Source organism: Paractinoplanes lichenicola (assembly GCF_016785085.1).
In the GTDB taxonomy this organism is placed as follows: domain Bacteria; phylum Actinomycetota; class Actinomycetes; order Mycobacteriales; family Micromonosporaceae; genus Actinoplanes; species Actinoplanes lichenicola.
In genome coordinates this window covers 72,001-92,122 of sequence record NZ_JAENHO010000017.1, presented here as the reverse complement: position 1 = coordinate 92,122, position 20,122 = coordinate 72,001, and the positions used below count along the sequence as shown (strand labels likewise).

The 20,122-nt window shown below is 71.7% G+C and carries 17 protein-coding genes; 12 read left to right on the top strand and 5 right to left on the bottom strand.

Going from position 1 to position 20,122, the window contains the following annotated elements; genetic code table 11:
• Position 1: 1 nt before the first annotated feature.
• From JKJ07_RS43155 to JKJ07_RS43130, 6 genes are all read left to right on the top strand, one after another.
• A complete protein-coding gene (locus tag JKJ07_RS43155) occupies positions 2–880 on the top strand; it encodes a branched-chain amino acid ABC transporter permease (protein WP_202997825.1) in 879 nt (292 codons plus the stop codon).
• On the top strand, positions 877–2,799 hold the full coding sequence (locus tag JKJ07_RS43150) for a branched-chain amino acid ABC transporter ATP-binding protein/permease (protein ID WP_202997824.1): 1,923 nt from the start codon (positions 877–879) through the stop codon (positions 2,797–2,799). Before JKJ07_RS43155 ends, JKJ07_RS43150 begins: the two co-directional genes overlap by 4 nt.
• Positions 2,783–3,673, top strand: a complete 891-nt coding sequence (locus JKJ07_RS43145; protein ID WP_202997823.1) for an ABC transporter ATP-binding protein — start codon at positions 2,783–2,785, stop codon at positions 3,671–3,673. Before JKJ07_RS43150 ends, JKJ07_RS43145 begins: the two co-directional genes overlap by 17 nt.
• Positions 3,666–4,601 carry an NAD(P)-dependent oxidoreductase gene (locus JKJ07_RS43140; RefSeq protein WP_202997822.1) on the top strand — a complete coding sequence of 312 codons (936 nt, stop codon included), beginning with the start codon at positions 3,666–3,668 and terminating at the stop codon, positions 4,599–4,601. The genes JKJ07_RS43145 and JKJ07_RS43140 overlap by 8 nt, the downstream gene beginning before the upstream one ends.
• Positions 4,598–5,836: a M24 family metallopeptidase gene (locus JKJ07_RS43135; protein ID WP_202997821.1), complete on the top strand. Its 1,239-nt coding sequence runs from the start codon at positions 4,598–4,600 to the stop codon at positions 5,834–5,836. Before JKJ07_RS43140 ends, JKJ07_RS43135 begins: the two co-directional genes overlap by 4 nt.
• A 126-nt stretch (positions 5,837–5,962) precedes the next feature.
• Positions 5,963–7,384, top strand: a complete 1,422-nt coding sequence (locus JKJ07_RS43130; RefSeq protein WP_307834724.1) for an NAD-dependent succinate-semialdehyde dehydrogenase — start codon at positions 5,963–5,965, stop codon at positions 7,382–7,384.
• Between the two features lie 64 nt (positions 7,385–7,448).
• Here JKJ07_RS43130 and JKJ07_RS43125 read toward each other — a convergent pair whose 3' ends face one another.
• The 4 genes from JKJ07_RS43125 to JKJ07_RS43110 are packed head-to-tail and all read right to left on the bottom strand — an operon-like array spanning position 7,449 to position 11,071.
• A complete protein-coding gene (locus JKJ07_RS43125) occupies positions 7,449–9,470 on the bottom strand; it encodes a xanthine dehydrogenase family protein molybdopterin-binding subunit (protein WP_202997819.1) in 2,022 nt (673 codons plus the stop codon).
• Positions 9,463–9,921, bottom strand: a complete 459-nt coding sequence (locus JKJ07_RS43120) for a (2Fe-2S)-binding protein (RefSeq protein ID WP_202997818.1) — start codon at positions 9,919–9,921, stop codon at positions 9,463–9,465. The genes JKJ07_RS43125 and JKJ07_RS43120 overlap by 8 nt, the downstream gene beginning before the upstream one ends.
• Positions 9,921–10,565: a GntR family transcriptional regulator gene (locus tag JKJ07_RS43115; protein WP_202997817.1), complete on the bottom strand. Its 645-nt coding sequence runs from the start codon at positions 10,563–10,565 to the stop codon at positions 9,921–9,923. The genes JKJ07_RS43120 and JKJ07_RS43115 overlap by 1 nt, the downstream gene beginning before the upstream one ends.
• A complete protein-coding gene (locus JKJ07_RS43110) occupies positions 10,562–11,071 on the bottom strand; it encodes a VOC family protein (RefSeq protein ID WP_202997816.1) in 510 nt (169 codons plus the stop codon). Before JKJ07_RS43110 ends, JKJ07_RS43115 begins: the two co-directional genes overlap by 4 nt.
• A 123-nt stretch (positions 11,072–11,194) precedes the next feature.
• On the opposite strand from JKJ07_RS43110, the gene JKJ07_RS43105 reads away from it, so the two are divergent.
• From JKJ07_RS43105 to JKJ07_RS43085, 5 genes are all read left to right on the top strand, one after another.
• Positions 11,195–13,363 carry an alpha-ketoacid dehydrogenase subunit alpha/beta gene (locus JKJ07_RS43105; RefSeq protein ID WP_202997815.1) on the top strand — a complete coding sequence of 723 codons (2,169 nt, stop codon included), beginning with the start codon at positions 11,195–11,197 and terminating at the stop codon, positions 13,361–13,363.
• 1 nt (position 13,364) lies between these two features.
• Entirely contained in the window at positions 13,365–14,582 is a 1,218-nt protein-coding gene (locus tag JKJ07_RS43100) for a dihydrolipoamide acetyltransferase family protein (RefSeq protein ID WP_236030921.1), read from the top strand.
• A gap of 11 nt (positions 14,583–14,593) precedes the next feature.
• Positions 14,594–15,661, top strand: a complete 1,068-nt coding sequence (locus tag JKJ07_RS43095; protein ID WP_202997814.1) for an alpha/beta hydrolase family protein — start codon at positions 14,594–14,596, stop codon at positions 15,659–15,661.
• A gap of 72 nt (positions 15,662–15,733) precedes the next feature.
• Positions 15,734–17,380: a diguanylate cyclase domain-containing protein gene (locus JKJ07_RS43090; protein WP_202997813.1), complete on the top strand. Its 1,647-nt coding sequence runs from the start codon at positions 15,734–15,736 to the stop codon at positions 17,378–17,380.
• Entirely contained in the window at positions 17,377–18,582 is a 1,206-nt protein-coding gene (locus tag JKJ07_RS43085; RefSeq protein ID WP_202997812.1) for a helix-turn-helix domain-containing protein, read from the top strand. The genes JKJ07_RS43090 and JKJ07_RS43085 overlap by 4 nt, the downstream gene beginning before the upstream one ends.
• On the opposite strand, the gene JKJ07_RS43080 is transcribed toward JKJ07_RS43085, so the two are convergent.
• On the bottom strand, positions 18,557–19,162 hold the full coding sequence (locus tag JKJ07_RS43080) for a DUF998 domain-containing protein (protein ID WP_202997811.1): 606 nt from the start codon (positions 19,160–19,162) through the stop codon (positions 18,557–18,559). The genes JKJ07_RS43085 and JKJ07_RS43080 overlap by 26 nt on opposite strands.
• A gap of 41 nt (positions 19,163–19,203) precedes the next feature.
• On the opposite strand from JKJ07_RS43080, the gene JKJ07_RS43075 reads away from it, so the two are divergent.
• Positions 19,204–20,010, top strand: coding sequence for an SDR family NAD(P)-dependent oxidoreductase (locus JKJ07_RS43075; RefSeq protein WP_202997921.1), 807 nt, complete (start codon positions 19,204–19,206; stop codon positions 20,008–20,010).
• Positions 20,011–20,122: the final 112 nt, after the last annotated feature.

Sequence of the window (20,122 nt, the reverse complement as noted above, 5' to 3'; positions counted from 1 at the left end):
CATGGCCCAGTTCGTCCAGGCGCTCGCGCTCGGTGTGCTGATCGGCGGCATCTACGCGCTGATGGCCGGCGGCCTGACGCTCATCTTCGGGGTGCTGCGGATCGTCAACATCGCGCAGGGAGCCTTCCTCATCCTGGTCGCGACGTTCACGTGGTGGCTGTGGCGGGCGACCGGGCTCGACCCGATCCTGGCCTCGGTGATCACCGCCCCGCTGATGTTCGGCGCCGGGTGGGTGCTCTACCGCTACGTGGTCGTCCGGATCCGGGGGCAGGCCGCCTCGATGTCGGTGCTGCTCACGTTCGGCATCGCGCTGGTCATCGAGGGCGTGCTGAACATCGTGACCGGCAACCGGTTCCGGTCGGCCACCCCGGCCTACTTCGAGCAGAGCTTCCGGATCGGCGACATCCTGCTGCCCAAAGCCCAGGTGTACGGGTTCCTGGCCGCGGTCGTCGTGCTGGGCGGGCTGTATCTGGTGCTCACCCGCACCTGGGCGGGCCGGGCCATCCGCGCCACCTCGCAGAACCCGTCGGCCGCGGCGCTGGTCGGCATCGGCGCGACGGCCACCGCCGCCCTGGCGTTCGCGCTCGGCAGCGCCAGCGCCGGGGTGGGCGGGTCGATCCTGTCGGTGCTCTACCCGTTCTTCCCGGCCTCGCACTACGACTGGATCTCGCGGCTGCTCGGCATCGTCGTGCTGGGCGGCATGGGCAGCCTGCCGGGCGCGCTCGCCGGTGCGCTGATCCTCGGTCTGGCCGAGACCTTGACGGCCACGTACGGGTCGTTGCAGTGGTCGACGCTGGTCTTCTACCTCGTGATCATGGCCGTCCTGCTCGTTCGTCCGCAGGGGTTGTTCGGCGCCCGGCTCAGGGAGGACGCGGCATGAGACGTTCTCATCTGATCGCGGGCATCGGCCTGCTCGCGCTGATCCTCTATCCGGTGATCAATCCGTGGCAGCCCTACCCGCAGGGCGTCATGCTGATCGCGTTCCTGCTCGCCATCCAGGCCACCAGTTGGAACATCATCTCCGGGTACGCCGGGTACATCTCCCTCGGGCACAGCATGTTCCTCGGCCTGGGGTCGTACACAGCGGCCATCATCGCCCTGCACACGGGAGTGAACCCGCTCTGGATGGCGCCCCTCGGCGGAGTGACCGCGGTGGTGATCGCCATCGTGTTCGGGTCGGTCGTGTTGCGTACGCGGGGGCATGCCTTTGTCATCATCACCATCGCACTGCTGCTCTCGGCCCAGATCGTCGCCACCAACTGGGACGGGCTGACCAACGGCTCCGACGGCATCACGCTCGAGCTGCCGTTCTGGAGCTCCGACTTCCAGAACATCCCGTTCTACTACGCGTTCCTGCTGCTGCTCGTGCTGACCGTGCTGTTCAGCGCGTGGATCGCCCGCACCAAGTTCGGCACCGGGCTGATCGCGATTCGCGAGGACGAGGGCAAGGCGGCGGCGATCGGCGTCAACACGACCGTGTTCAAGATCCTCGCGTACGGGGCCAGCAGCTTCTTCATCGGCGTGGCGGGCGGGGTCTACGCGTACTACCAGACGTTCCTCAACCCGGTCGGCGCGTTCGCCATCCTGGGCAGCGTCCTGATCGTGCTGTCCGCGCTGCTCGGCGGGCGTGGCTCGCTGTACGGGCCGGTGATCGGCGCGTTCATCGTCTCGCTGATCAACGAGGCCGCGACCGTCTACGGCGGCAGCACCCAGTCCCGCGTGCTGATCCTGGGGCTGATCCTGGTGGCGGTCGTGTTGTTCCTGCCGGCCGGGTTGCTGCCGACTGTGCAGGCGGCCTGGCGCAAGCGGCATCCCGTCGAGACCGAATACACCGACCAGACGGGGGCGCTGTCGCACCAGCCGGTGGCGATCGTTCGTGATCGGCTGCCGTCCGCGTCGTCTGGGCCGGCTGGGTCGCTTTCTTCGGCTGGGTCGCTTTCTTCGGCTGGGTCGCTTTCTTCGGCTGGGTCGCTTTCTTCGGCTGGGCCGCTGTCTTCGTCGGCGCCGCTTTCCTCGGCTGGACCGTTGTCTTCGTCGGCGCCTCTTCTCGAGGTGCGTGGGGTGACCAAGCGCTTCGGCGGGCTGGTGGCCGTGGACAACGCCGACCTGACTGTCGAGCGCGGATCGATCACGGCGTTGATCGGGCCCAACGGCTCGGGCAAGACGACCCTGTTCAACCTGATCACCGGGAACATGCCGCTCGACTCGGGCACGATCACGTTCAACGGCAAGCGGATCGACAAGCTGGCGCCCTGGACGCGCGGGCATCTCGGGCTGGGCCGCACGTTCCAGGTGACCCGGCTGTTCAAGGACATGACCGTGCTGCAGAACGTGGTGGCGCCGCTGCCCGACGGACGGTTGCGCACCATGTTCGCCGACGCGGTCAGCGGCGCCGAGGCGGCCCGGGCCCGTGACCTGCTCGGCATCGTCGGGCTGGCGCGCTTCGCCGACCAGCGGGCGGGCGATCTCTCGTACGGGCAACAGAAGTTGGTCGAACTTGCGCAAGTGCTCATGCTCTCGCCCGAGCTGATCCTGCTCGACGAGCCCGCCGGCGGGGTCAACCCGTCGCTGCTCGGGCGGCTGACCGGGGTGATCCGCGAGCTCAACCAGGCCGGGGTGACGTTCCTGGTCGTCGAGCACAACATTCCGCTCGTGCTCGACCTGTGCGATCCGGTGCACGTTTTTGCGCGCGGAACGTGCATCGCGTCGGGGCCGCCGGCCCTGATCCGTGAGGACCCCGTGGTGCTCGACGCGTACCTCGGCGACGACTGGAGGCCGCAGGATGCTCACGCTCAATGACGTCACGGCCGGCTACGGCAACGGCGGGAACGTGCTGCAGGGAGTCGACCTGCATTGCGCGGAACGAACAGTAACGTGCATCGTCGGGCCGAACGGGGCCGGCAAGTCCACGGTGCTCAAGGTGATCAGTGGGCTGCTGCGCTGCCGTACGGGGTCGATCTCCATGGGGGATGTGCCCCTGACCTCCCTGGCGCCCGACCGCATCCTGGCCCATGGGATCACTCAGGTGCCGCAGTCGCAGGCGCTGTTCCCCGGCATGTCGGTGCGCGACAACGTGATGCTCGGCGGCTACCTGATCCGGCGTGACCGCAAACTGCTCGCCGCTCGCTACGCGGCAGTGCTCGAACGCATCCCGATCGTGTCCGAACGCGCAAGTGACCACGCGGGCAACCTGTCGGGCGGGCAGCGCCGGATGGTCGAAATCGCGCGCTGCCTGATGCTCGACCCCAAGCTGCTGCTGCTCGACGAGCCGTCGCTGGGGCTCGACCCCCGCAGCCTGGCCGGGGTGGCCACGCTGATCAAATCACTGAACGACGGCGGCACGACAGTCCTGCTGGTCGAGCAGAACGTGCGGCTCGGGCTCGGCCTGGCCACCCACGGGGTGGTGATGGAGGGCGGCAAGGTGCGCCTCACCGGCACCGCCGCCGAGGTCCGCGACCACCCGGAGATGGCGTCCCTCTATCTCGGTGGCTCAGCCCCCGCCACGCCTGCTCCCGCCGGCCCCGCTTCAGTTTCCGCCGGGCCCGCTTCGGCCCCCGGCACGCCTGCTTCTGCTCCCGCCGGCCCCGGCTCGGCCCCCGCCACCCCCGCCACCCCCGCCACCCCCGGCTCGGCCTCCGCTTCGCCCACCGCAAAAGGAGTAAGCAATGCCTGACAACCTCACCGTCGGCTGGATCGGCGCGGGGCGGATGGGCGCCGCGATGGCGACTCGGCTGGCCCGCGCGGGACATCCGCCCGCCGTGTGGAACCGGACCCGCGCCAAGGCCGAGGCGACGACGGCCGCCGGTTGCTCCGTCGCCGACGAGATCGCCGACCTGCGCTCGAAGGACGTCGTGTTCACGATGGTCTCGACGACGGCCGATCTGGAGGAAGTGCTTCTGGGCGAGGGCGGCCTGCTCGCGGACCCCGCGGACGTGCCCGACGTGCTCGTCGACTGCTCGACTGTGTCCACCGAGTCGTCCGAGTTTGTGCGCGCCGAGTGTCTGCTGCGCGGGGTGGCCTTCCTGGCCGCCCCGGTCAGCGGCAACGGCAAGGTGGCGGCGGCGGGCAAGTTGTCGATCGCCGTGTCCGGGCCGCGCGACGTGTTCGATCGGGTGCGGCACCTGCTGAACAACATCGGGCGATCGGTGACGTACGTGGGGGAGGGCGACGTGGCCCGCCTCGTGAAGATCTGCCACAACCTGATGCTCGGCGTCGTCACCCAGAGCCTGGCCGAGATCACCGTGCTGGCCGAGAAGGGCGGCGTCTCCCGCGCGGCGTTCCTCGAGTTCCTCAACGACAGCGTGATGGGCTCGGTGTTCACCCGCTACAAGTCGCCCGCCTTCGTGCATCTCGACTACACGCCGACGTTCACGCCGCTGCTGCTGCGCAAGGATTTCGACCTCGGGCTGGCCGTCGGGCACGAGCTCGACGTGCCGATGCCGCTGGCCGCGCTGACCGCCCAGCTCGTGCAGCAGACCGTGTCGAGCGGGCGGGTCACCGAGGACTTCGCGATCCTGCTCGACCAGCAGGCCGCCGCCTCCGGAATGACGTTGAAACCCGAGGACACCCCGGTCGACGACGGCCTCGGCGGTGCCGCATGAGCCGCCCGATCGCCGCCCCCGGGCACATGGCGGTCGACTACGAGGAGCGGATCAACTTCGACCGGCTCCGCCGCTACCGGCTCGAACGCGCGCAGAAGGCCCTGGCCGGCTCGGAGTGCGGCGCGTTCCTGCTGTTCGACTTCTACAACATCCGCTACACCACCCAGACGTGGATCGGCGGGGCGCTGGGCGACAAGATGACCCGATACGCCCTGCTCACCCGCTCGGGCGGGCCGACCCTGTGGGACTTCGGCTCGGCCGCGCGGCACCACAAGCTGTACGCGCCGTGGCTCGACGAAGCCGACTGTCGCGCGGGGATGCTGGGGATGCGCGGCGCGATCGCCCCGTCGGCCGGGTTGATGGAATCCGCCGTACGGGAAATCAAGGGAATGCTCGAGGACGCCGGCCTGCTCGACGCGCCGGTGGGAGTCGACATCGTCGAGCCCGCGTTCCTGTTCGAGATGCAGCGCCAGGGCCTGAAAGTCGTCGATTGCCAGCAGCTCATGCTGGACGCCCGCCTGATCAAGTCGCCGGACGAGATCATGCTGCTCAACCAGGCCGCGGCCATGGTCGACGGGGTGTACCAGGACATCGTCGAGGTGCTCAAGCCCGGGATCCGCGAGAACGAGATCGTGGCCATGGCCAACAAGCGCCTGTACGAGCTGGGATCCGACCAGGTCGAGGCGATCAACGCGGTCTCCGGCGAACGGTGCAACCCGCACCCGCACAACTTCAGCGACCGCATCATCCGCCCCGGTGACCAGGCGTTCTTCGACATCATCCACTCGTTCAACGGCTACCGGACCTGCTACTACCGGACGCTCGGGGTCGGCCGGTCGACCGCCTCGCAACGGTCGGCCTACGCCAAGGCCCGCGAATGGATGGACGCCGCGATCGCCACCGTGCGGCCCGGAGTGGGGACTGACGAGATCGCGGCGGTGTGGCCGGCCGCGACCGAGTTCGGCTTCGAGAACGAGATGGCCGCCTTCGGCCTGCAATTCGGGCACGGGCTCGGGCTGGGCCTGCACGAGCGACCCATCATCTCGCGGCTCAACAGCATGACAGCGCCGGTGGAGCTGCAGGTGGGGATGGTTTTCGCCCTGGAAACCTATTGCCCGGCCGACGACGGTTTCTCGGCCGCCCGCATCGAGGAGGAGGTGGTCGTCACCCCGGACGGCCCCCGCATCCTGACCTTGTTCCCGGCCGAGGATCTTGTGGTTGCCAACCCCTACTGACCCTTCCCCGCCACACCACTGGGGGACGAGCCTCGGCAAATCTATCGCATGTCAAGCCGGGGCCGGGGGTTATCCACAATGCCCGCTTGTCCACAGCGCCGTTTGACAAATCGCAAGGAGCAACGAGTGGAGACCGATCTCTTCATCGGCGGCAAGTGGGTGCCGGCCGAGTCCCGTTTCGACGTGCTGGACCCGGCGACCGGCGACGTGATCGCGTCGGTCGCGGACGGCACGGTCGCCCACGCTCTTGCGGCCGTCGACGCCGCGGCGGGCGCCGCGCGGGATTGGGCAGCCAAGCCGCCGCGGGCGCGATCCGAGATTCTGCGCTCGGCCTACACGCTCATGGTCGAGCGGGCCGAGGAGCTGGCCAAGCTGATCAGCCTCGAGAACGGCAAGGCCCTGGTCGACGCGCGCGGCGAGGTGGCATACGCGGCCGAGTTCTTCCGCTGGTACGCCGAGGAGGCCGTGCGCGCCGCGGGCTCGATCACGACGGCCCCGTCCGGCGCGAACCGCATCGTGGTCGTCCGGCAGCCCGTCGGCGTCTGCGTGCTGGTCACCCCGTGGAACTTCCCGGCCGCCATGGCCACCCGCAAGATCGGTCCGGCGCTCGCGGCCGGGTGCACGGTCGTCCTCAAGCCGGCCAGCGACACCCCGCTCACCGCGCTGGCCCTGGCCGTGCTCCTGGCCGAGGCGGGCGTACCCGACGGTGTCGTCAACGTCCTGCCGTCGCGCAGCTCGGGCCAGGTCGTCTCCGCGATGTTGCACGATTCCCGCGTACGCAAGGTCTCCTTCACCGGTTCCACCGAGGTCGGCCGCATCCTGCTCGCCCAGGCCGCCGACAACGTCGTCAACACCTCGATGGAGCTTGGCGGCAACGCGCCGTTCCTGGTCTTCGCCGACGCCGACCTGGACGCGGCCGTCGACGGCGCCATGATCGCCAAGATGCGCAACGGGGGTGAGGCCTGCACCGCCGCGAACCGCTTCTACGTCGAGGCCCCGATCGCCGGCGACTTCGCCGCCCGCCTGACCGCACGCATGGCGGGCCTGCGCCTCGGGCCCGGCGCCGACGAGTCGACCCAGGTCGGCCCGCTGGTCAACGAGGACACCGTGGCCAAGGTCGACTCACTCGTGCGGCAGGCGCTCGACGACGGCGCGACCGCCACCACCGGCGGCACCCGGCCCGCCGGCCCCGGCTTCTACTACCCGCCCACCGTGCTGACCGCCGTGTCGCCGGGCTCGGCCATCCTGCGCGAGGAGATCTTCGGCCCGGTCGCCCCGATCGTCACCTTCGACTCCGAATCCGAGGCCGTCGGCCTGGCCAACGACACCGAATACGGCCTGGTCGCCTACGTATACACCGGCGACCTGGCCCGCGGGCTGCGGGTCAGTGAGGCCCTGGAGGCCGGCATGGTCGGCCTGAACCGCGGCCTGGTCAGCGACCCGGCGGCCCCTTTCGGCGGCGTCAAGCAGAGCGGCATCGGCCGCGAGGGCGGTCACGAGGGCATGCTCGACTACCTCGAATCCAAATACATCGCCACCAACTGGTAGACCCCCCGTCCCGCTGGGCCCGGTGCACCCCCGGCACCGGGCCCAGCGCCGCCTCCCGTGCCCGTCAGCCCCGCTCGATGGCCGCCACGATCGCCTCGGTCGTCAAAGGCAGATCCCGCACCCGTACGCCGATAGCCGCGGCCACGGCATTGCCTATGGCGGCCGGTGTCGGGCCCTGGGCCGCCTCCCCGGCGCCGACCGACTTCTCGCGGCTGTCGATCACGGTGACGTCGACGGCCGGCGTCTGCGAGAACCGCAGGATCGGATACGACTCCCAGGTGTCGCTCGTGACGTGGCGCCGGTCGAACCGCACGCGCTCGACCAGCGTCCAGCTTGCCGCCTGCGTCGCCCCGCCCTCCAGCTGATTCCGTACGCCGTCCGGGTTGACCACCTGCCCCACGTCGACGGCGATGTGCAGCCGCCGCAGCCGCACCTCGTTCTCGGCCTCGACCTCGGCCACCACCGCGCAATAGGCGCCTCGCCCTTTGTATCGCGCGTAACCCAGGCCGAGCCCCACACCCTCGGGCCGGGGCCGTCCCCAGTCCGCGGCCTCGGCGGCGGTCTCGAGCACTCGCCGCCCGCGCGGGTCGCCGAGATGTGCGAGGCGGAACTCCAGCGGGTCGAGCCCGGCCGCCAGCGCGGCCTCGTCCATGAACGACTCGATCGCGAACACGTTGAGGAACGCACCCAGCGCCCGCATCGCCGAGCTGCGGATCGGCGACTCGATCAGCCGGTGCCCGGTGATCCGCCGCCGGGGCAGGTCGTAGCCGGGCAGCGCGTTGCGGGTGCTGCCGGCCCCGGCCGCCGCCGGCGGGTCGACCGCGGCGGGATAGTCGGCCGGGGGATCGAGCAAAGTCGCCGAGAACAGCCCCGGCACCCCCGCATAACCCGGCCGCGCGGTGTGCCCCTGGCTGTAGACGTCGTACTGCCACGACGACAGCCGGCCCTCGGCGGTCAGCGTGGCGGAGACGTCGGCCGTCATCGCCGACCCGAACGGCGCCCAGGCCAGCTCGTCCTGCCGGCTCCACAGCACCTGTACGGGTGTGCCCGGCACCGCCCGCGCCAGCAGCACCGCATCGAACGCCGCGTCGTCGGCCGCGTTGTGCCCGTAACAGCCCGCGTTCTCGGCGTGCTCGACCCGCACCCCGGCCGGGTCGAGCCGGAGCGCCCCCGCGATGGCCCGCCCGAGCAGGAAGACGCCCTGGCTGTGCGACCACACGTCGACCTGGTCGTCCGCCCGCCACACGGCCACGCCGCAGCTCGGCGCCATGGAGGCGTGCGCGACGAACGGCCGGCTGTAGGTCGCCCGCACGGTGCTCCCGCCGGGCGGCTCCTCCCCGTCGTCGGCCACCATGATCGTCTCGTGCGGACCGGCACGCAGGAACTTGTCGAGCTCGTCCTCGTCGGGCAGCGTGTCGTGCTCGGCCCACCGCGCCGCCCGGCGCACGGTCTCCGCGGCCCGCACCACCCCCGCCTCGTCCGCCCCGATCACCCCCAGAAAAGAGCCTTCCCGTACGAGGGTCACGCCCCCGGGCAGGGCGGGCTCGACCGAGAGCAGCCGGGCCCCGGGCGACGGCGGTTTGATCGCGCGCCCGAACAGCTGGCCCGGCAGGCGCATGTCCTGGATGTAGCGCGGCCGGCCGTACACCTTGTCGGGCAGGTCGAACCGCGGCACGTCCGTCCCGACGAGCTCGTGGGTCTGGCGCAGCGGCACGTCGGGGTCGGCGGGCACGTCGAGGTCGACCCGGGCGGCCCACTCGGCGTACGAGAAGTCGGCCTTTCCCGCCGCGGCGGCGAACAACTCGCGCACGTTGGCGGCGGCTATCCGTACGGCCGTGCCCGAATCCATGATCGACATGCTGCCGGCCGTCAGGCCCTCGTCGGGGCCGGCGGGACCGGCCGGGAGCATCCGCACGGCGGCGATGCCGACCCCCAGCTCGTCGGCGGCGATTTGGGCGAGGGCGGTCACGATGCCCTGGCCGAGCTCGACCTTGCCGACCCGCACCGCGATCGTGCCGTCGGCGCCGACCTGGATCCAGCGCCCCACTACGGGGTTCGCCGCGAGGCTCTTGGGCAGCTCAGCCATCTGAGGCCTCTTGGGGCCGGCCTGCTTGCACGACGGCCCGGATCATGCGTTGCTGCGCGCCGCAGCGGCACAGATGCCGGTCGAGCGCCGTCGCCACCGCCGTCTCGTCGGGATGCGGATCTCGTTCGAGCAGCGCGGCGGCGGTCATCACGATTCCGGTGACGCAGAACCCGCACTGGGCGGCCTGCTCGTCGAGAAACGCCTGCTGTACCGGATGTGGCGTCAGCCCCTCGACGGTCACCACCGACTTGCCCTCGAGCGACCAGACCGGGGTGTCGCACGACGGCACGGACACCCCGTCGACGTGCACGAAGCAGGCCCCGCAGAGGCCGAGCCCGCACCCGAACCGGGCGCCCATCAGCCCCAGCTCGTTGCGCAACACGTAGAGCAGGGGTGTGTCGGGATCGGCCGCCACCTGGCGGGGCACGCCGTTGACCAGGAACTGGGTCATCAGTCCTCCCCGAAGACCTCGGGATGCCGGTTGAGCTCTATGCGGGTGCGCCGGATGTGCCCGGCCAGGAACCGGCCGGCGTCGATCTCGTCGCCCCGGCCGAGCGCGTCCATCAGCAGGCGATGCTCGGCGTTGACCACCCAGCGCCGGCTCGGCCCGCTGATCTGCATGAACGCGCGCCGGTAGTACTGCGTCGAGTTCCACAGCCGGGTGACCGTCGCGTTCAGGTGGTCGATCCCGCAGGCGCTGTACGTGCGGAGGTGGAACTCGCGGTCGAGGGCAAGGAACTGCTCGACGCTCACCCCGGCCTCGATCTCGTCCTGGATCTCCTCGAGGCGCAGCAGGTCGCCCGGCAGCAGGAAGGGCATGCTCTCGGCCAGCGCCAGCGGCTCGAGCTGCTCGCGCATCTTGTACATCACGTCGACCTCGCGCATGGACAGCCACGGCACGCGGGCGCCCTTGTTGGGCTCGTGCTCGACCATGCCCTCGGCGGCGAGCATCTGCAGCGCCTCGCGCACCGGGAGGCGGCTCGCGCCGAGCTGCTGGGCGACCTCTTCCTGCCGCACGCGCTCGCCGGGAGCGAGGTGGCCGCCGAGGATGGCCTTGCGCAGTTGCTCGGCGACGCGCTGGGTGGTGACGGTCATCGCGCACCGGCCCGGCGTGCCTCGTCGAGGAAGAAGGCCCGGCCGTCCGGGTAGGAGACAAGCTCGAATTGCATGCCCCATGGTGCCAGGAAGTAGACCCAGCGCTGACCCAGGTGGGGCCCGCGGCTCGCCGTCGGGTCGCCCAGCACCGTCACCTCGTGCGCCCGCAGGTGGGCCACGGCGGCGTCGAGGTCGTCGACGTAGAGCGCCACATGATGCCCGCCGACGTCGCTGTTGCGTGGCGGCTCGGCGCGCTGGCCGGGGCACGTGTAGCGGAACACCTCGAAGATCGCCTGTTCGCCGAGCCGGAAGAACCTGTTCTCCGGCACGGTCGCTCGCGGGTGCACGTTGAGGTGGTCGGCCATCCACGTGCCCTCGTCGGAGAACGGGCCCAAGGAGTAGAGGTATTCACAGCCGAGCACGTCGACGAGGAACCGCTGGGCCTCGTCAAGGTCGGGCACGGTGAAGCCGATGTGGTCGAGCCTTCGCAGCCCTGGCATTCCCATGACGGCACCTCCTCTTGGATCCAATCGACCCTATCGCTTCGCGGCTTCACGGGCAAAGCCGATTATGGGGCTGGCAATTGGATCCAATGCGTGGCAGCCTGAGCGGGACGAAGGAGGCCCCTGATGCCGGAACTCCACCCGCTGCAGCCCGAAGCCACCTGGACGGCGCTGGTCACCACCGACGCCGACTGGGATGAGGCCGACCCCGCCCTGCTGGCCGCGATGTTCCACCAGCTCGTGCTTGTGCGCGCCTTCGAGGAATACGTGCTCGAGCTCGCGGCCGCCGGTCTCGTGCACGGCCCGGCCCACTCCAGCATCGGGCAGGAGGGCGGGGCTGTCGGGTCCGTGCTCGCCCTAGCGCCTGGCGACGAGATCAACGGCTCCCACCGCGGCCACCACCAGTTCCTGGCCAAGGCCCTGCAGCACGTGGCGCCCAAGGGCTTCGACCTCACCGCCGAGCTGCCCGACGAGATCCGCACGGTGCTGCTGCGCACGCTGGCCGAGATCTGCGGGCTGGCCCGCGGGTTCAGCCACGGCCGCGGCGGCTCGATGCACCTGCAGTGGAAGCAGGCCGGCGCGATGGGCACCAACGCGATCGTCGGCGGCGGCGTCCCGCTCGCGGCCGGCTTCGCGTGGGCGGGCCGCCAGGCCGGCACGGACGCCGTGGCGGTCACGTATTTCGGCGACGGCGCGGCCAACATCGGCTCCACCCTCGAGACGTTCAACCTGGCCGCCGCCTGGCGCCTGCCCGTCTGCTTCTTCGTCGAGAACAATCAGTACGCGGTCTCCACCAGCGTCGCCGAGGCCACCGGCGAGCCCCGCCTCTCGGCGCGCGGCCCCGGCTTCGGCATCGCGAGCTGGCGTGTCGACGGCATGGATCCCCTGGCCGTCCACCTGGCCATGCGCGAAGCGGTGGCCCACATGCGCGAGGGCCGCGGCCCCACCCTCGTCGAGGCCGACACGTATCGCTACTTCCATCAGAACGGCCCGTTCCCCGGCAGCGCCTTCCGCTATCGCAGCAAACAGGAGGAGGCGCAGTGGCGCGCCCGCGACCCGATCGAGCTGCTCGCCGGGCACATGATCCGGCGCGGCCTGCTCACCGAGGCGGCCCGCGACGCGTCGGTGGCGGGTGCGAAGTCGGCCATGGAGGCGGCGGGTGAGATGCTGCTCGAGCCGAAACCGGGCGGCAAGCCGGGGGAGCGGCGGATCCGTCCCGCCGAGTGGCCCGATCCCGCGTTCGTCGACGTCGGGGTGCGCGGCGACCTCAGCGAGTTCGACGGCGCCCGGCCCGGTGGCGACGACGTCGCCGTGCACGAGGTCAAGTTCATCGACGCGGTCGCCGAGGTGATGCGCCGCCGGATGACCGCCGACGACCGCATCGTCGTCATGGGCGAGGACGTGCACCGGCTCAGCGGCGGCACCAACGGCGCCACCAAGGGCCTGAAGGACGCCTTCCCCGACCGCATCCTCGGCACCCCGATCAGCGAGAACGCGTTCACCGGCCTGGCCGGCGGCATCGCGCTCGACGGCCGGTTCCGTCCGGTGGTCGAGTTCATGTATGCCGACTTCATGTGGGTCGCCGCCGACCAGCTCTTCAACCAGGTGGGCAAGGCACGGCACATGTTCGGCGGCGACGGGCCGGTGCCGCTGGTGCTGCGCAGCAAGGTCGCGACCGGCTCCGGGTACGGGTCTCAGCACTCGATGGATCCGGCCGGCGTCTTCGCCACCGCGCCCGGGTGGCGGATCGTCGCGCCCTCGACCCCGTACGACTACGTCGGCCTGATGAACGCCGCCCTGCGCTGCGAGGATCCCGTGGTCGTGATCGAGCACGTCGACCTCTACAACAGCACCGGTCCCGGCCCGGTCGACGACTACGACTACCACCTGCCCGTCGGGCGGGCAGCCGTGCGGCGCGGCGGAGAGGCCGTGACCGTGGTGGCCTATCTGTCGATGGTGGCCGAGGCCCTGGCCGCGGTCGCGGAATCCGGGGTGGACGCCGAGGTCATCGATCTGCGCTGGCTCGACCGGGCGAGCCTCGACTGGGAGACGCTCGGCGCCAGCGTCCGCAAGACCAACCGGGTGCTGATCGTCGAGCAGGGCCCGGTCGGCACGTCGTACGGGGGCTGGCTCTCCGACGAGATCCAGAGACGGCTCTTCGACTGGCTCGACGCGCCGATCATGCGGGTCACCGGCGGGGAGGCCTCGCCCAGCATCAGCAAGGTGCTGGAACGGGCGGCCTACGCGCGGCGCGAGGAAGTGGCCGAGGCGCTGCGCCGGGCCGGGGAGGCGTGAGATGGCGAGCCTGCTGAGGATGCCCGAGATCGCCGCCAACATGATCGAGGCGGTGCTCAACGAGTGGCCCGTCGCCGAGAACGCGACGTTCGCCGCGGGCGACCCGATCGCCACCGTCGAGACCGACAAGGCGGTGGTCGACGTGCCCGCCGAGTCCGCCGGTGTGCTGGTCCGCTGCCTGATCGAGCCGGGCAAGGCCGTCTCGGTCGGCGCCCCGATGGCCGTGCTGGCCGCCCCGGGCGAGGTCATCGACGACGTCGACGCCCTCGTGCGCCGGCTCGTCGGCGGCCCGCCGGCCACGGCCGACGAGCCGACCCCGGCCGGCGCCCGCGAGGTCACCCAGAACGCCGAGCCGGCGTCGGCGACCACGCACGCCCGGATCTTCGCGAGCCCCTTGGCTCGGCGCCTGGCCCGTGAGCACAACCTTCGCGTCGAAGACCTGCGCGGCTCGGGCCCGAACGGCCGCATCGTCCGCGACGACATCCGTCAGGCGCTCGCCGCCCGCTCCGACGAGCCGGCCCCAGCGGCCGCCGCCCGTCCACGCTATGACGAGATCCCGCACACGCGGATGCGCCGGGCGATCGCGACCCGGCTGTCGGCGGCCGCGCGGGAGACGCCGGTGTTCACGATCCGGGGGAGTGCCCGGGTCGATGCCCTGCTGGCCCTGCGCGGCGAGCTGAACGCGTCCGCGGGCGTCAAGGTCTCGGTGAACGACCTGATCGTCGCGGCGGCGGCCCGGGCGCACGCGGCGATCCCCGACATGAACGTGGTGTGGACCGAGGAGGCGGTGCGGCGATATCACGACGTCGACCTGTCCGTGGCCGTGGCGACCGAGCACGGGCTGGTCACGCCCGTGGTGCGCGGGGCGCAGCGGCTCACCCTCTCGGGCCTGGCCGAAGTCAGCGCCGGCCTGGTGGGCCGGGCCCGGCAGGGCAAGCTGCGGCAGGACGAGCTCGAGGGCGGCACCCTCACCGTCACGAACCTCGGGGTCTACGGCACCGAGGAGTTCAGCGCGGTGATCAACCCGCCACAGGCGGCCATCCTGGCCGTCGGCGCCGCCCGGCCCGAGGCCGTGGTCGTCGACGGCGCCCCGGCCGTGGCCACCGTCCTGCGGGTGACGCTCTCGGTCGACCACCGCCCGGTCGACGGGGCGCTCGCCGCCCGCTGGATGGCCCATTTCCTCGGCCTGCTCGAGGCCCCGATCCGCATCCTGGTCTGACGGAGGTTCCCGTGCCCGACTCCGCGATCGAAACCGCCCTCGCCCACTGGGGCCCACGCCTGATCCAGAACGGCGTCGACTACAACGACCTGATGGCCACGGTCGCCCGCACCGAGACATGGGACGACTGGCTGCCCGAGTGGAACCGGACCGCCGACGAGCAGGCCGAGTTCGCCCGCGAGGCCGACGCCGCCGGGCACACCCTGACCGCGGGCCAGGCCTGGCGGCGCGCCTCGGTGAACAGGCACTTCGGCAAGTTCGTATGGACGGTCGACCTCGACCTGGCCGCCGAGGCCACCCGCCGGTCCGTGCGGGAGACGATCACCGCGCTGGCCCGCTTGGACCCGCGCTCCGAGCGGCTCGAGGTGCCCGTCGCGGGCGAGACGGCGTATGCGAACCTGCGCCGGCCGCCCGGGGCCGAGCGCCCGCCGTACGTGGTGCTCATCCCCGGTCTCGACTCGACCAAGGAGGAGTTCTTCTACTTCGAGCAGTCGTTCCTCGACCGCGGGCTGGCCACGGTCTCGCTCGACGGGCCGGGCCAGGGCGAGACGGGGTTCGCGCTGCCGATCCGCCCCGACTACGAGGTCGCCCTGACCCCGCTGCTCGACCTGCTGGCCGGCCGGGCCGACCTCGACCACGAGCGCATCGGGGTGGCCGGCGTGAGCCTCGGCGGCTACTACGCGCCCCGGGCGGTCGCGCACGAGCCGAGGGTGGCCGCGGTGGCGGGCATCAGCGGGCCGTTCCGGTTCGGCGACATGTGGGACGACCTGCCCCCGATGACCCGGCAGACGTTCACCGTCAAATCCGGCGCCCGTGACGACGAGGAGGGCCGCCGCGTGGCCCTGACGCTCGACCTGACCGGAGTCTGCAAACAGATAACCGTGCCCGCGCTCTACATCACCGGCACGCTCGACCGGCTGATCCCGTGGCAGCAGACCCAGCGCCAGGCCGACGAGACCCCGCGGGGCACGTTCGTCAACTTCCCCACCGGCAACCACGGCGTCTCGAACCTGCCCGCCAAGGCCCGCCCGATGATCGCCGACTGGATGGCCGATCATCTGGCCGGCCCGCGGGGGTAAGCCTCACAAGGCGGTCCGGCCGGTCGATAAGTAGGGGACGCCCGCCCGCCCAGACCCTGAGGAATCCCGCGCATGATGGCACCCGGCCGCCGCCGCTGGATCGGCTACGCGCTGGTCCTGGCCGTCGTGGTCGGCGGCTCGGTGGCCTCGTGGTCTGCGATGGCCGAGGTGAGCGAGGTGCAGCAGCGGCACACGGGTCTGCTGATGGACCACAACGCCGACGCCATCCAGCGCGCGGTGGCCAACGAGGCCGCCCGCTACACCGAGACCCTGGCCGACATGAGCGCCGCGGCGGCCGCGCAGAACACGTTCACCTCGCAGGATTTCGAGGTGATGACCTCCCGGCTCAACCGGGAGCGCCTGCCCGGCGCGAGCGCGGTCAGCTTCGTCGTGTCGTCCAGGGCGAGCGAGGCCACCGCCCTGCAGTCGTACTGGCGCGACCGGGGCGCGCTGAACCTGAACCTGCGCACGGCCGGCGACGCCGACCAGCACTACTACCTGATCTTCAGCCGGGCCCTGGACACCGTCACCCCGGACGTCGGGCGCGACCTGAGCGCTGCCGACGAGCCGACCGCCGCGCTGCAAGCCGCGCAGGCCAGCGGCGAGATCACCGCCAGTCACCCGTACGTGCTCCTCAAGGACCGCAAGCTCCCCGCGCGCCAGCAGCAGCGGTCGTTCCTGCTGGCCGCCCCGGTCAACCGGGCCGCCGGCACGGCCGAGCCGGCCGAGTTCCTCGGCTGGGTGGTCCTGTCGATGCGCGGCAGCGACTTCGTCGACGAGACCCTGCGCGCGTACGCCGGAGCGCTCGTCAAGGTGACGCTGAGCGACCTCGAGGGCTCGGCCGCCACCGCCGTCGCCTCGACCACCGCGGCTGCGGCCTCGCTGCGCGACCCCAGCCTGCGCCGGATCCGCACCACCACCGTCGGCGGGCGGGAGTGGCAGATCTACGTGCAGCCCACCGACCGCCTGCTCAGCGACACCGACCGCCGCCTGCCCGGCGCGACGCTGGCGATCGGCCTGTTCGTCACGTTCCTGGCCGGCGGGCTGGCCGACGGGCGGCGCCGCGCCCTCAAGAAGGTCGCTCAGGCCACCGCGGCCCTCAGCCGCGACATCGAGCAGCGCAAGGCCGTCGAGGCCCGGCTGCGTGAGAGCGAGGACCAGCTGCGCCACCTGGCCCTGCACGACACGCTCACCGAGCTGGCCAACCGCGCCCTGTTCAACGAGCGCCTCGCGCACGGTCTGCGGGCCCAGACCCGTACGGGGGAAGCTTTGGCCGTGTTCTTCATCGACCTCGACGGTTTCAAGGCGGTCAACGACGGGCTCGGCCACGGCGCCGGCGACCTGCTGCTCGTCGAGGCGGCCCGGCGGCTGGAACAGTGCGCCCGGGCCAGCGACATCGTGGCGCGGCTCGGCGGCGACGAGTTCGCGATCCTGGCCGAGGGCATGACCAGCGCCGACGACGCCGAGGTGATCGCCGGCCGGATCGTGGCGAGCCTGCGGGCGCCGTTCGACATCGACGGCCAGCCGGTCACGATCAGCTGCAGCGTCGGCGTGGCGATCCAGGAGAGCGGCGACGACCCGGCCGGCCCCGAGCAGCTCGTGCGCACCGCCGACGAGGCGATGTACGCGGCGAAGTCGTCCGGCAAGAACCGGCACGTGACCAGCCGGTACAGGCATGTACCACCCGTGGAGCAGGCCGGGCTACCGTCGGTGCCATGACGCCACGCTCCACCCCCGATGCCGGGATCGGCGCCCGGATCCGGTCGCGCCGCCTGACGCGGGGCTGGAGCGTGCGGTTCGCGGCGAGCCGGGCCGGCGTCTCCCACGCCACCTGGAGCCGGATCGAACGGGGGCTGCAGGCGGCCGACAACCGGTTCACGCTGGCCGCCATCGCCAGGGCCCTCGAGTGTTCGCCGGCCGAGCTCGCCGGGTCGCCCGTGCCCGCGGCCGACCTGCAGACCCTGGCCGCGCTGGCCGGCGTCGACGCGGTCCGGCAAGCCTTGATCGACATCGATCTGAGCGAGTCCGCCGACCGGGTCGCGCCGCCGCTGGACGAGCTGGCCCGCACGGCCGAACTGGCCGAGGCGCTGCTGCACACCTGCGACTACGCGGCAGTGGTCCGGCTGTTGCCGCCGCTTTTGCGCGATCTGCACGCCGAGACGGCCGGGCCGGAACCTGTGCGTGCGTTGCGGTTGTTGTGCGGCGCCGCGAGCACGGCCTCGTCGGTGCTGCGCAATCTGGGCCTGCCGGCCGACGCGTGGCTGGCCGCCGAGCGTGCCCGCGAGGCCGCCGACGGCGCCGGCGACCCGGTGCTGCAGGGCTATGCGGCCTACGGGCGGGCAGGCGCGGCGGTCTCGGCCGGTTCCTTCCAGCGGGCGCTGACCATGGCCGAGCGGGCCGCCGACGACCTGAGCCGGCACGTCGCCCGGCCCGGCGGCGCCGAGGTGCTGGGCTCGTTGCACCTGATGTGCGCGCTGGCCAGCCAGTGCACCTCCCGCCTGGACGACAGCCGGGCCTGGTCGGCGCAGGCGGCCGTGCTGGCCGGGCGCACGGGGGAGACCGACGCGCTGGGCCTGTTCTTCGGGCCCACCAACGTCGACATCTGGCGGATCAGCATCGAGGTGGAGGACGGCGACCCCGGTCTCGCCACGGAGATCGCCCGCAGGGTCAGTCCCGGCGTCCTCCCCGTCGGCCTCCGGCAAGTTTTCCTGTACGCCGACACCGCGCGAGCACTCACGAAGCTGCGCGATCGTGACCGTGACGCCGTCCGGCTGCTCCTGACCGCCGAACGGATCGCGCCCCAACATGTGCACCGGTCGGCCGAAGTGCTCGAGGCTGTGCGGACGTTGCTCGAACGCTCACGAACGAGCAACGGCGGCGCCGAGCTGCGCGCACTCAATGAACGTATGCAGCTCGCCTGACCCCGAGCAGCAGACCGGTCCCGACCAGCCAGCAGACAGCAACGAACAGAACCGCGCGCTCGACCAGCGCGCCGAATCCGCTGCGCCCGACGAACAACATGAGCAATCCGAGCACGGCGCCGAGCGGAACGGTCAGGAACACGGCCACCCCGGCCAGGCGGGTCACCGCCGTGCGCAGGCCGGACAGCCACACCAGGGCCATCGCCCCGGCCAGCACCACCATGCCCAGCACGCTGGCCGCCGCGTGAACGACGTCGGCGAGCGTGGTCGGCTCGTACGGCGGCAGCGGGCAGCTGTCGGTGCACGCCACCAGCCCCGACACCGCGGCCAGCCCGGCCGCGACGAACAGCGCCGCCGAGGCCAGCTTGAGCGCGCGCAACGCCTGCCCGACCAGCGCGACGCCGGCCGCGAGCATGACCAGACCGAGCCGGTAAGGGATCGCGTACGGCTGACCGGCCGTCCCGGCCTCGCTCACATACCCGTCCCACCAGCTCCCCGCGGGTGCCACCAGAGCCACCAGCATGATCACGGCCCCCGCCGTCACCACCGCCGCACCGCCGATCGCCGCAACCCTGCTCACGTCCCCATCATGATCGATAAGGTCGAGCCATGCCCCGGACGGTGGTCGTAACCGGTGCGAGCTCGGGCATCGGCCGGGCCGCGGCCGTCGCGTTCGCACGCCACGGCGACGAGGTCGTGCTGCTCGGCCGCGACCCGCAGCGCCTGGCCGAAGCCGTCAGCGCCGTGCGTGAGGCGGGCGGCCGCACCCCCGCCTCCTACCGCGCCGACTTCGCGGTGCTCGACGAGGTGCGCGCGGCCGGCACGCAGATCGCCGCCGAGCACGAACACGTTCATGTGCTCGCGAACAACGCCGGGCTGCTGCCCGCCGTCCGCCCGCTCACCGCCGACGGCAACGACCCGGCGATGCAGATCAACTACCTCGCCGGGTTCCTGCTGACTCACCTGCTGCTCGACCGCCTGCGGGCCGCCGCCGCACCGACCGCGCCGGCCCGCATCATCACGACGTCGTCGGCGGCCGAGGCCTGGGGCACCCTGGACGCCGATCGCCCCGGCCGCCCGCAATACCTGCGCTGGCTGGCCTACGGCGCGAGCAAGCAGGCCAACATCCTCTTCACGATCGAGGCGGCCCGCCGCTGGGCGCCCGAGCACATCGTGCCCACCTGCTACTTCCCGGGCCTGGTGCGCAGCGGCTTCGGCAGGTCGAGCCCGTCCTTCAGCCTCGCCCGGGGCCTGTTCCTGACCCCCGAACAGGGCGCTGACACCCTCGTTTGGCTCGCGAACGACCCTGCGGCCCTGATCCCCGGCGGCTACTTCGCGTCGCGCTCCCAGTTCCGAGCAACCCCACGAGCGACTTCCTGGTCGCGCGCTGTCCGGCTCTGGGCATCGAGTCTGGCCTCCGTGATCTGACGGCGGCTGACCCGAACACCCACGGTCAGCACCCACGCGTCGACTAAGGGGTCAGATGGCGGGCGAAGAAGCGAACGGCGCCGGCGGCCTCGAAGCGGGGTAGTTCGGCGTG

What these genes read in the sequence shown, in the direction of transcription:
- JKJ07_RS43155 (WP_202997825.1), top strand. Translation starts at nt 2, where the DNA reads ATGGCCCAGTTCGTCCAGGCGCTCGCGCTCGGTGTGCTGATCGGCGGC.
- JKJ07_RS43150 (WP_202997824.1), top strand. Translation starts at nt 877, where the DNA reads ATGAGACGTTCTCATCTGATCGCGGGCATCGGCCTGCTCGCGCTGATC.
- JKJ07_RS43145 (WP_202997823.1), top strand. Translation starts at nt 2,783, where the DNA reads ATGCTCACGCTCAATGACGTCACGGCCGGCTACGGCAACGGCGGGAAC.
- JKJ07_RS43140 (WP_202997822.1), top strand. Translation starts at nt 3,666, where the DNA reads ATGCCTGACAACCTCACCGTCGGCTGGATCGGCGCGGGGCGGATGGGC.
- JKJ07_RS43135 (WP_202997821.1), top strand. Translation starts at nt 4,598, where the DNA reads ATGAGCCGCCCGATCGCCGCCCCCGGGCACATGGCGGTCGACTACGAG.
- JKJ07_RS43125 (WP_202997819.1), bottom strand. Translation starts at nt 9,470, where the DNA reads ATGGCTGAGCTGCCCAAGAGCCTCGCGGCGAACCCCGTAGTGGGGCGC.
- JKJ07_RS43120 (WP_202997818.1), bottom strand. Translation starts at nt 9,921, where the DNA reads ATGACCCAGTTCCTGGTCAACGGCGTGCCCCGCCAGGTGGCGGCCGAT.
- JKJ07_RS43115 (WP_202997817.1), bottom strand. Translation starts at nt 10,565, where the DNA reads ATGACCGTCACCACCCAGCGCGTCGCCGAGCAACTGCGCAAGGCCATC.
- JKJ07_RS43110 (WP_202997816.1), bottom strand. Translation starts at nt 11,071, where the DNA reads ATGGGAATGCCAGGGCTGCGAAGGCTCGACCACATCGGCTTCACCGTG.
- JKJ07_RS43105 (WP_202997815.1), top strand. Translation starts at nt 11,195, where the DNA reads ATGCCGGAACTCCACCCGCTGCAGCCCGAAGCCACCTGGACGGCGCTG.
- JKJ07_RS43100 (WP_236030921.1), top strand. Translation starts at nt 13,365, where the DNA reads ATGGCGAGCCTGCTGAGGATGCCCGAGATCGCCGCCAACATGATCGAG.
- JKJ07_RS43090 (WP_202997813.1), top strand. Translation starts at nt 15,734, where the DNA reads ATGATGGCACCCGGCCGCCGCCGCTGGATCGGCTACGCGCTGGTCCTG.
- JKJ07_RS43085 (WP_202997812.1), top strand. Translation starts at nt 17,377, where the DNA reads ATGACGCCACGCTCCACCCCCGATGCCGGGATCGGCGCCCGGATCCGG.